3 protein-coding genes are annotated in these 9,990 nt (G+C 71.7%); all 3 read right to left on the bottom strand.

The genetic code is table 11. The features are described 5' to 3' along the window. On the bottom strand, positions 1–2,825 hold a 2,825-nt coding region (locus BKN37_RS23515), incomplete at its 3' end, for a non-ribosomal peptide synthetase (RefSeq protein ID WP_131823681.1). Next, a complete protein-coding gene (locus tag BKN37_RS28085; protein ID WP_083342000.1) occupies positions 2,815–7,629 on the bottom strand; it encodes a type I polyketide synthase in 4,815 nt (1,604 codons plus the stop codon). The genes BKN37_RS28085 and BKN37_RS23515, both read right to left, overlap by 11 nt. 5 nt (positions 7,630–7,634) lie before the next feature. Continuing rightward, a partial coding sequence (locus tag BKN37_RS23505) for a type I polyketide synthase (protein ID WP_131823680.1) occupies positions 7,635–9,990 on the bottom strand: 2,356 nt, incomplete at its 5' end.

Raw genomic sequence — 9,990 nt, 5'->3', positions numbered from 1 at the left:
CCACCCCCCCGCCCCCCGCGCCCCCCGCCCGACACGACCCCGCGCCCCCCGCCCCCCCGGCCGTCGTCGCCGGCCACCACCGCGTTCTCGTGCACCCCGGGGTGTTGCTGCAGTGCGGCTTCCACCTCCCCCGGCTCGATCCGCACCCCGCGGATCTTCACCTGGTCGTCGACGCGACCCAGGTACTCGATCTCGCCGTCGGGCAGGTAGCGCGCCAGGTCGCCGGTGCGGTACATCAGCCGGCCGGGCTCATCGGTGAACGGGTCGGCGAGGAAGCTGGCGGCGGTCGCGTGGGGCCGGTTGAGGTAGCCGCGGCCCACCCCGGCACCGCCGATGAACAGCTCGGCGGGCACGCCCACCGGCACCGGCTGCAGGTGCGCGTCGAGCAGATACACGCGAGTGTTGGCGATCGGCCGCCCGATCGGGATGATCGGGCCGGGTGCGCCGCGCCGGCAGTGAAAACCGGTGACGGTGATCGCGGCCTCGGCGGGGCCGTACTCGTTGCGCAGTTCGGCGTCCAGGGCGGCCAGGAACTGCTGCGCGAGCTCGTAGCTCAGCACCTCGCCGCCGCACCACACCCGGCGCAGCGTCACGCAGCGCGCCGCGGCCGGTTCGGCCAAAAACGCCCGCAGCATCGACGGCACGAAATGCGCGGTGGTGACCGATTGCTCGATCACGGTCCGGACCAAATAGCCGGTGTCCTTGTGCCCCTCGGGTTTTGCGATGATCAGCCGGGCGCCGACGGTCAACGGCCAGAAGATCTCGCCGATCGCGGCATCGAACGTGATCGGCGTCTGGTGCAGCACCCGGTCCTCGGGGGTGAGCCGGTAGCTGGCTTGCATCCAGGCCAGCAGGTTGCGGATCGCGCCGTGGGTGTTCAGCGCGCCCTTGGGCACGCCGGTGGAACCGGAGGTGTGCACGACGTAGGCGAGGTGGGCCGCCGTGGTCGCCGAGACCACCGGCGGCTCGCCGTCGGCCGCGGGCGCCTCGGGTCCATCCAGGCAGAGCCGGTGACCGCGGAACGTCGGAACCAGATCCAGATGGCGGTGGTGGGTGACGCAGGCCGGCGCATCGGCGGCATTGCCCAGGATGGCCGCGATGCGGTTGGCGGGTTGCGCCGGGTCCAGCGGCATGAACGCGCCCCCGGCTTTCAGCACCCCCAGCAGCGCGACGATCAGGTCGGCCGAGCGGTCCAGCAGGACCGGAACGATGCTGTCCGGTCCCACCCCGACGCCCTGCAGCCGACGCGCCAGCGCGTCGGCGTGGGCGTCGAGTTCGGCGTAGGTCAGCGTCTGGTCGTCGAACGACACGGCGACGGCCATCGGGCTGCGCCGTGCGGCCGCCGCCACCATCTCGTGCAGGCAGTCGGGGGCGTCGTAGCAGACCCGGGTGTCGTTCCACGCCGCCTGTTGGCGGCGCTCGGCGTCGGTGAGCAGCGGCAGCTGGGAGACCCGCCGGCCGGGCTCGGCGGCGACACCGCCGAGCAGCGTGGTGAAGTGGCCGGCCATCCGCGCGATCGTCGCGTCATCGAAAAGGTCGGTGTTGTACTGCAGCACACAGGTGAACTCCCCGCCGGCGTCGGCCACCTGCAGGGTCAGGTCGAAGGCCGCACCGCCCTGACCGACGTGGATGGTGTCCAGCTCGAACCCCGCCCCACCCGGGGCGGCGCCGTCGGCGAATCGGCGCGGCTGCTCCCAGGCGAACGACGCCTGAAACAGCGGGGTCTGGCTCAGGTCGCGGGACGGCCGGAGCCGCTCCACGAGCAGCGGGAACGGATAATCTTGGTGCGCAAGCGCACCCAGCACCGTCTCCTTGACGGCGCCCAGCAACGCCGCGAACGTCGGGTCGCCGCGCAGGTCGGCGCGCAGCACGACCGGGTTGGTCACGTAGCCGACCAGACCCTCCATTTCGACGCGGTCCCGGCACGCGAACGGTGAACCGATCAGGACGTCGTCGTGGCCGGTGTAGCGATGCAGCAAGGTGGCGTAGGCGGCCAGCAAGGTCATGTACGGGGTCGCGCCGACACCGCGTGCGACCTCCCGGAGCCCGGCCGCCAGGTCGGCGGGCAGGGTGAACCGGTGCACGGCACCGCGGTAGGTCTGGGTCGCCGGGCGGGGCCGGTCGGTGGCGAGCCCGAGGTTGGGCAGGTCACCGGCCAACTGGTCCCGCCAGTACTGCCACAGGCGTTCCCCCTCCGGCCCGGACAGCATCTGCTGCTGGCGGTCCACGTAGTCGACGTAGCGGTCCGGGCACGCGGGCGGCGCCGGCGCGCCGTGTTCGGCGGCGTACAGCTTGCCGAGTTCATCGAGGAGGACGTCGATCGACCAGAAGTCGACGGCGATGTGGTGCACGGCCAGCACCAGCACGTGGTCGCGGGGCGCCCGCCGCAGCAGGGTCAACCGGAATACCGGCCCGGTTTCCAGGTCGAAGGGACGATTGGTCTCGCGACGGATCCAGTCGCCGACGTCCTCGGCGTCCACGTCATACCGGGCGAGGCGCACCGGCCAGCGGGGCTGGACGCGTTGCACCGGCTGGCCGTCGCGAACCCCGTAGGTGGTGCGCAGGATCGCGTGCCGGTCGACCAGCGCCTGGGCGGCGCGGTCCAGCGCCGGCACGTCCAGGTCGCCGCCGATGGCCCCGGCGTAGGTGATGGTGTAGGCGGGGCTGCCGGGGGCGAGTTGGTACAGAAACCATTGCGCGCGCTGCCCGTAGGACATCGGGTGCACCGACGCCGACAGCTCGGCCTGTTCTTTGAGCAGCCGGGCTAACAGCGCCCGCTTCTCCTCGGCGGACAGGCCGGCAATGTCAATGGCGCTATCGGTCATGGTGGCCCTCCTTGGCGGCTAGCACCTCACGCAGCAACTCGTCCACGTCGTCGTCGGACACCTCGGGCACCTGGGTCAGCAGGTCCACCCATCGGCCCCCGTCGGCACCGTCCACCGGCGCCCCGTTGCGGTGCCCGTTGCCGGCCGCGGGTTCGGGTGTCGGCGCGGGCGCGCCGAGGTGCTGGTCGGCAAGCCACTCGGCGAGACCGGCGACGCTGGGTCCGTCCAGCAGTTTCACCACCGGCAACGCGATGCCCAGGTCGAGTTCGACCTTGCGGCGCAGCTCCATCGCGGTGAGCGAGTCGAGCCCCAGCTGGTTGAGGGGCAGCGCAATGTCCAGCCGCGGCGCTGCCAGGCCGAGTTTGGCGGCCACTTGATCACGCAGGTACGGCTCCAGTAGCCGTTGGCGCTCCGGCCGGTCGGCGCCGCGCAGCGCGTCGGTGAGGCGGCGGTCCGGGCCGGCGGTCGGCTCGGGTGCGGCGAGCAAGTCGGCGAGCAGCGGCAGGTCGGCACCCGCGCGTCCCTGCGCCCAATCCATCCGCAGCACAGCGACTTGGGTGGCCGACGTCGCCAGCAGATGCGACAGTGTCCGGGCTCCGTCGGCTGGTGCCATGGCCGCGAAACCGTGGCCGGTGAGGTGACGCCGCTGTTCGGTCCCGGCGGCCATCCCGACCTGGGCCCACGGCCCCCAATTGATGCTCAACGCCGGCCGGCCCGCCGCGCGCCGCTGCCACGCCAACGCGTCCAGGAACGCGTTGGCCGCCGCGTAGTGCGCCTGTCCGGGCGAACCGAGCACCGACGCCGCCGAGGAGAACAACACGAAGAAGTCCAGCTCGGCGTCGCGGGTCAGCGCATGCAGATTCCAGGCGCCCTCGACCTTGGGCGCCATCACCGCGGCCAGCCGTCGCGCATCGAGGCGCTGCAGGATGCCGTCGTCGAGAACCCCGGCGGCGTGCACGATCCCGCGCAGCGGCGGCAGGGAGGCGCGGATCGAGGCCAGGACGGCGGCCAGCTGGTCCGCGCGGGCGACGTCGCCGTGGGCGACCACCACCTCGACGCCCTTGGCCCACAACGCCTGCAGGGTTTCCGCCGCGGACGGCGCACCGGAGCCACGCCCCATTAGGACCAGGTGCTGGGCGCCCTGCTCAGCCAACCAGCCGGCGACGACCTGGCCGATCCCGCCCAGCCCGCCGGTGATCAGATAGGTGGCGTCGGCGCGGATCTCGACGGGCCGCTCGGCGGGTCCGACGGTGCGGCAGCGGGCCAGCCTGGCGACGTAGCGTTCACCGCCGCGCAGCGCCACATCGGTTTCGGGGTGATCGGCACACAACTCCGCGACCAGCGCGCCCAGCTCCGCCGGGTCGCCACCCGACGACAGGTCGACGCGGGCGCACCGCAGCTCCGGATGCTCGTGGTGGATGCTGCGGCCCATCCCCCACAGCGGCGCCTGGGCGATCGAAACGCCCGCACCGTCGGTGCCCACCGGCTGGGCGCCGCGCGTCACCAGCCACAGCCGCGGCGTGTCGGTCCGGCCGGACGCGGTCAGCGCCTGCACGAGATGCAGCACGCTGGCCACGCCCAGTCCCCGTGCGGCGTCCAGCGACTCGGTGGACGTGTCCTCCGGCGCCGCACAGCGCAAGCCCCACAGGTGCAGCACACCGCGGCACGGCTGGGCGTCGTCGCACGCGTCCCGCAGCAGCCGCCGGAAGTGGTCGGGCTGCGCCGGATCGACGCGGTACCGGGCGGGTTCCAGGCGCACGTACTCGACGCCCGGCTCGACCAACACGCAGCTGTGCGAACGCTGTTCGAGCAGTCGCTGCAGCGCGCCGGAGGTGGTGGTGCCGTCGGTGAAGATCAGCCAGCGTCCCGCGCTCGCCGCATCCGTGCCGGGCGCGGTGCGGGGTTCGGGTCGCCAGCGCAGTTGGTAGAGCGTGTCCTCAAGCTCCGCGGACCGGGGGTCGCGAATCCGCTGCAGCCGCAGCCCACGGACCGTCACGGCCACCTGACCGTCCTCGTCGAGCAGCACGGCGTCGCCGGCAACGGTGTCGGCCGCGGCCGGTTCGTCGCACGCCGGGGTCGTCGGCCGCCCGGCGCCCGGGTCTGCGCCCTCGGGGAGGTCGATCCAGTGTCGGGTGTGCTGCCAGGGGGTGGTGGGCAGCATCGGGTGCGGTTCGGCGGGATGCGGCATGGCCGGCAGCTGGGCGCTGTTGAGGTTGGTGTGGAAGCTGACCGTGTCGTCGCCGTAGCGCCACAGCGTGCCGAGGCTGCGGGTCTCCCCCAGGGTGTCGGTGATGGCGCGGGTCAGCATCGGGTGCGGGCTGATTTCGATGAAGGTGGCGTGGTTTTGCCCGGCGGCACTGAGGGCCTGGTGCAGCCGCACCGGCCGGCGCACGTTGTCCACCCAGTAGTCGGCGTCGAAGGCGGGGGTGCCGGCGTCGATGACCGTGGAGATCACCGGGATGCTCGGCGGGCGGGGCGTCAGATCCGCTAGGGCGGACCGTAATTCGGGCAGGATCGGATCCATGAACGCGGTGTGCGAGGCCACCTCCATGTTGACCCGCCAGGCGAACTGGTCGCGGCGTTGCACCGCGCTGATCACCGCGTCGACCTGGGCGGGGGGCCCGGCGATCACGGATTGGTGCGGCGCGGAATACCCCGCCACGCTCACCCCGTGGTAGTCGGCGATCAGCGCCGCGGTGGCCTCGGCGTCCAGTTGCAGCAGCGCCACCGCGCCCTGACCGGCCAGCCGCGACATCAGCCGGGATCGGGTCGCGATCACCCGCAGCCCGTCGGCCACGCTGAGCGCGCCGGCCACCACCGCCGCGCTCACTTCACCCATCGAATGCCCCAGCACCGCATCCGGATTCACCCCATAGCAGCGCCACAGCTCGGTCAGCGCCAGCTGCAAGCCCATGATCACCGGCTGCACCCGGGCGTCGCCGGTGACCGGTTCGCCGTCGGTGAGCACTTGTTGCAGCGAGAAACCGACGTGCTCGACGAACACCGGTTCCACCGCGGCGACGGCGGCGGCGAAGGCCGGCTCCTCGACCAGCAGCCGCTGGCCCATCCCGGCCCACTGCGAGCCCTGACCGGAATACACAAACACCGTGCCCGGCCCGGTGGGCCCGGTCTGGACGCCCACCACTCCCGGCGCGGAATGCCCGGTGGCCAACGCCTGCAGCCCGGTCACCGCCTGGTCGCGGTCGCGGGCGCACACCGTGGCGAAGCGGGGGTACCGGGCCCGGTGATGGTTGAGGGTGTGGGCCACGTCGGCCAACCCGACCGCGGCGCCGGCGCCGGTCATCCAGTCGGCCAGCTCCGCGGCCAGCGACGCGATCCGCTGCGGGGTCTTACCCGAGACCACCAACGTGCTCACCGCCGGCTCCGGTTCCCGCACCACCGGGTCCCGGTCCGGCGCCTGCTCCACCACCACATGGGCGTTGGTGCCACTGACCCCGAACGAGGACACCCCCGCCCGGCGCGGCCGGTTCACCGGCGGCCAGTCCATCGGCTCGGCGGCGATGGTGAACCGCGCGGCGGCCTCGCCCGCGTGCGGGGTCAACGTCGCAAAGTTCAGATGCCGCGGGATGTAGCCGTGGTTGACGCTGAGCACGGTTTTGATGAAACCGGCGACGCCCGCCGCGGATTCGAGATGCCCCAGGTTGGTCTTCACCGAGCCCAGCACCAACGGTGCGGTATCCGGGCGCTCGCCGAACACCTGACTCAATGCGTCCAGTTCGATCGGATCACCCAACGCGGTGCCGGTGCCGTGGGCTTCGACGTAATCGATGTCGGCGGGTGTCAGCCGTGCGGCGGCCAGCGCCTGGCGCAGCAACGCCTGCTGGGCCGGCCCATTCGGCACCGTCTGCCCGCTGCTGGCGCCGTCCTGGTTGACCGCCGAACCGCGCACCAGCGCCCACACCGGGTCCCCGTCGCGCAGCGCGTCGGTCAGCCGTTTAAGGACCACCACCCCGCACCCCTCGCTGCGCACGTATCCGTCGGCGCCGGCGTCAAACGTCTTGCAGCGGCCGTCGGGGGCCAGCATGCCCCACCGCGAACACGCGATGCTGTTCTCCGGGCTGAGCATCAGGTTGGTTCCCGCGGCCAGGGCGGTGTCGCTTTCCCGCCGGCGCAGGCTCTGGCAGGCCAGATGCACGGCCACCAGCGACGACGAACAGGCGGTGTCGATCACCAGCGCCGGTCCGCGCGCCCCCAGGAAATACGCCAATCGCCCGGCGGCGAAGTTCGCCGCGTTGCCGAACGGGACGTAGGGGTCGATGTCTTCCCGCCGCAGCTTCCCGGCGAAGGTCAGCGAATAGTCGTTGGTGGTGAGTCCGATAAACACCGAGGTTTGGGTGCCGCGGATGTGCTGCGGCGTGAGGCCGGCGTTTTCCAATGCCTCCCAGGCGACTTCGAGCAGCAGCCGCTGTTGGGGATCCATCGCGGCCGCCTCGCGCGGGGCGATCCCGAAGAACTCCGCATCGAATTCCTCCGGCTGCCAGCCGGTCAAAAAGCCGCCCTCCCGGGTGCAGATGGTGCCCGGCACACTGTGGTCGTCGCTGTACAGCGCGTCGGCGTCCCAGCGTTGCGGCGGCACCCGCACGATGCCGCTGCGCCCCTCGACCAATAGCTGCCAGAACTGCTCGGGGTCATCGGCCCCGCCCGGGAATCGGCAGCCCATCCCCACCACCGCAATCGGTTCGGTATCGGCCTGTTCGGCGATCTGCAGGCGCGCAGTGAGTTCGTCGATCTTGTGCAGCGCCTCGGTGATGACGGCCCGGCGGTCCGGTGTGGTGGTGGCCATCGCGCTCATGCCACCCTTTCGGATAGTTGTTGCAACAGTTCGTCCTCGGTGAGTTCGTCGTAGCCGTTGGCGGTGGGCTGCGCGGCGCCGTCACCGAATTCGGGCAGGACGGTGGCCAGGTGGTCGGTGAGCGCCTCAACGCTGGGATAGTCGAACACCACCGACGCGGGCAGCGCGACGCCGAGGACATCGGCCAGGGCACGCTGCAGGGTGACGCTCATCAGGGAATCCATCCCGGATTGGAAGAAGCCGGCCGACCGATCGAGCAGCTGCGCCGAGGCCAACCCCATCGCCGCCACGACCTGCGCAACCACCTGCTCGGTCAGCAGCGCCCGGCGCTGGTCCGGTTCGCTGTCGCGCAGCGCCTGACGGAATACGGTGCCGGCGGTGTCGCTTTCGGTGTCGTCGGTGTCGCCTGCGGGTTGCAGATCGTCGATGATGTGCAGCGGGGTTCGGGTGCGGTAGGCGTCGGCGAGCCGGGCCCAGTCCGCGGCGGCGATGGTGGATCGGGTCGGGGCGTGCGGGCCGATGGCGGTGCGCAGCACTTGGATGGCCACCTCGTCGGGCATCGGTTGCAGTCCCGATTCCTGGGTCACGTGGCGGTGCTGGTCGCTTTGGCTGTCGGCCAGCGACTGCCACCACCCCCAGTTGATGGCGGTGGCCGGCAGCCCGGCGGCCCGCCGGGCGTAGGCGAAGCTGTCCAGGTAGGTGGTGGTGGCCGCATAGTGGCCGAGCCACCGCGAGCCCAGCACCCCGGAGATCGAGGTGAACATCACGAAGTGGCGGATCGGGTGGGGCAGGGAGAGTTTGTGCAGCAGGCAGACCGCGTCGAGTTTGGGCGCGAACATGGCCGCCACGTCGTCGTCGGCCATCTCCCCCAGCGTTACTGGCCCACCGCCGTAGGCGACCAGATAGACGCCGCCCAGCGGGGGCAGGTCGGCGCCGAAGCGATCGAACAGCGCGGTCATCGCGGCGGCGTCGGCGGCGTCGGCGGCCACCGTCAGCAGGGTGGTGTCTTTCTCGGCCAGCCGTTGGGTCATCTCGTCGAGCCGCGAACCGGGGTGGCGCGCCACCGCGACGATGGTGCCGGCGCCCATGTCGGCGAGGTGCTCGATCAGCTGGGGCCCCAGGTGGCCGGTGGCCCCGATGACCAGCTGGCAGCCATGCTGATCGTGTTCGGCGGGTGTCGACGGCGGTACCCGCGGCTGCAGGCGCGGGACGTGGCGGGTGCCCGCCCGGTAGACGATCTGGTCTTCGTCGTCGCCGTCGTGCGCCTCGGCCAGCAGGTAGCCGGCCGCCAGCGATGCCGGCACCGACTCGTCGACATCGATGACGCCGCCCCAGATCTCGGGGTGTTCGAGGGCCAGGGTGCGGCCCAAACCCCACAGCACCGCGTGGGCGGGATTGGCGCGGTCACCGGTGTCGAGGGGTTGGGCGTTGCGGGTCAGCAGCCACAACCGCGCGCCCGAGTCGGCCATGGCGCCGACCAGCCGTCGGGCGGTGTTGAACAGCCGATAGCCCGGTTCGGCGTCCCAGCCGGCCCAGGACACCTCGGGCGCGTACAGCACCTGGCCGGCGTCGTGCAGGGCGGCCGCCAGCTGGGCACCCGCAGTGTCGTCGGCCAACACCGCGCAGCGGTCGTTTCCCACCGCGCGGGCGATCTCGGCGCCGATGTCGGGGTCCCCGAGCACCAGCCACGACCCGCCGGCGGCGTGCTGTGCGGCGGGCAGCTCACGGGCGGGCCAGGTCAATTCGCTGTACCAGTGCGCCGGGATCACGCCGCCGGCAGCAGCAGCCCGCCCTGGCTCGCCCCGACCCCTCGACGGCGCGATATTGATCCAGTGGCGGGTGTGCTGCCAGGGGGTGCTGGGCAGCACCGGATGGGGCTCGGACGGATGCGGGGTGTCCGGCGGGTAGGCGGCGTGGGTGGCATTGAGGTTGGTGTGAAACGTCACCGTGTCGTCGGTGTCGCGGTACAGCGTGCCCACCGCGTGATGATGGGTCTCGCCGAGGGTTTCGCTAATCGCATGGGTCAGCATCGGATGAGCACTGATCTCGACGAAGGTGCTGTGGTCTTGCGCCGCGACGCTGATGGCCTGGCTAAGTCGAACCGGTTGGCGCACGTTGGCCACCCAATAGTCGGCATCGAACACCGGGGTCGTGGCGGGATCGGTGACCGTGGAGATCACCGGCGTGACGGGCGTCGTGGGTGTCAAACCCGCTAGCGCACCGCGCAACTCGGGCAGGATGGGATCCATCAACGCCGAATGGGACGCGACTTCCATGTTGACCCGGCGGGCAAACCGGCCCTGTTGGGTCACTGCGGCGAGGACCGCATCGATTTGATCGGGAGGCCCGGCG

The organism is Mycobacterium talmoniae (genome assembly GCF_001854525.1).
Classification (GTDB): Bacteria; Actinomycetota; Actinomycetes; order Mycobacteriales; family Mycobacteriaceae; genus Mycobacterium; species Mycobacterium talmoniae.
The sequence above is the reverse complement of the archived record's forward strand: the minus strand, read 5'-3'. Positions and strand labels throughout refer to the sequence as shown.